Source organism: Aquiflexum lacus (genome assembly GCF_015476655.1).
Taxonomy (GTDB): Bacteria; Bacteroidota; Bacteroidia; order Cytophagales; family Cyclobacteriaceae; genus Aquiflexum; species Aquiflexum lacus.
On the sequence record NZ_JABFHF010000070.1, the window covers coordinates 1 to 1,478 of the forward strand.

Below are 1,478 nucleotides of genomic sequence, written 5' to 3' on the forward strand. Positions count from 1 at the left end.
TGCCAAAGTGAGTCCAAGACCCCAGCCTCTTTGACGAGTTGTAAATCCTGGATTAAAAACTTTTTTATACATGCTTTTTTCCATGCCCTTTCCAGTATCTGTGATGTCCACAAATACATAGCGTTCACTTTCTTTGATAATGTCTATGGAGATTTCCCCTTGGCCTTTCATGGCATCCACCGCATTTTTACAAAGATTTTCAATTACCCATTCAAAAAGAGGTTTGTTCAGCATGGCATCAATATTATTAGCATATCCACTAACTTTCATATCGACTTTGGTGGAAATTCGTGGTCTGAGGTAATTGATTGCCTCATCTACCACAGAAAACACATTTTCAGGTTGTATGGATGGTGTACTGCCTATTGAACTGAATCTTTCAGTCACCATACGGAGTTTGACGACATCTTTGTCCATTTCTTTGATTACCTCCTTATTTTCTTCCCAAACAGGAGAATTACGTAGGTAATCAATCCAGGCCATTAAGGAAGCTATTGGAGTACCAAGTTGATGTGCAGTTTCTTTTGTAAGGCCTGCCCACACACGGTTTTGTTCTGCAATTTTGGATTGATTAAATACAGCATAGGCCAAAGCTCCAAATACAAGAATCACTGCCAATTGGATATATGGATAGTATTTCAGTGAAGTCAGCAATTCCGAATTTCGATAGTAAACCAAAAAAGAATCCTCAATTAGGATAGGTTCATATTCTGCCTTCATTTTTTCAAGTTCTTTTTCAATTACTTTATCAATCTCTTCGGAATCTGCATTTTTCTTGAATTTTATATTTCTATTTTCAATTGCGTTCCCTTCCAAGTCTACAATGATTACGGGAATGGAGTTGTTTTGCTTGATGATTTCTTCATTGATGAAACTTAGTGCGTCAGTATTGACAGAGGCATATTCTAAGGCTATTGCAAACAATTCAATCTGTCTCCTTTCCCTCTCTTTTAGTTCCTCGACAAGAAGATTTGTATAATAGATGGATCCAAAACTAATGATTACAGAACTTATGAAAATAAGCCATTTAATGCGGGTTTTATTCTGATAGAAATCTAAAATGGCAATGTCCTGAAGTTTGTTCTTCATTTTGATTGAGATGGATGATGCTGACTATTATAGAAAACTCAATTTGCTTATAGATATTATCAATCTGACAAAATTACTTTTTCTAACCTACTGGCTTCATTTTTGAACAATGGTTATTATTACAAACCATAAATATAAAAATTATGAGCACAAACGATATTGGATTAGAAATAAAAGAAAGTAAGGTTTTGGTCAAAAAATTAAACAGCCTATTGGCCAATTATGAGATATACTACCAAAATCTAAGAAATTTTCATTGGAATGTAACGGGACCAAATTTCTTTGAACTTCATGCTAAATTTGAGGAACTATACAATGCTGCCACTTTGGCAATAGATGAAACAGCTGAGAGAATTCTTACACTTGGAGAAAGACCTTTTTCTTCTTTC

At 34.8% G+C, this 1,478-nt stretch carries 2 protein-coding genes; one reads left to right on the forward strand and one right to left on the reverse strand.

Annotated elements, in window-relative coordinates:
- Window positions 1–1,089: sensor histidine kinase (locus HMJ38_RS25035; RefSeq protein ID WP_194977190.1), on the reverse strand; the 1,089-nt coding region annotated here is incomplete at its 3' end.
- 143 nt (window positions 1,090–1,232) lie between these two features.
- Between HMJ38_RS25035 and HMJ38_RS25040 the strand changes: the two genes are divergently transcribed.
- Window positions 1,233–1,478: Dps family protein (locus HMJ38_RS25040; RefSeq protein WP_194977191.1), on the forward strand; the 246-nt coding region annotated here is incomplete at its 3' end.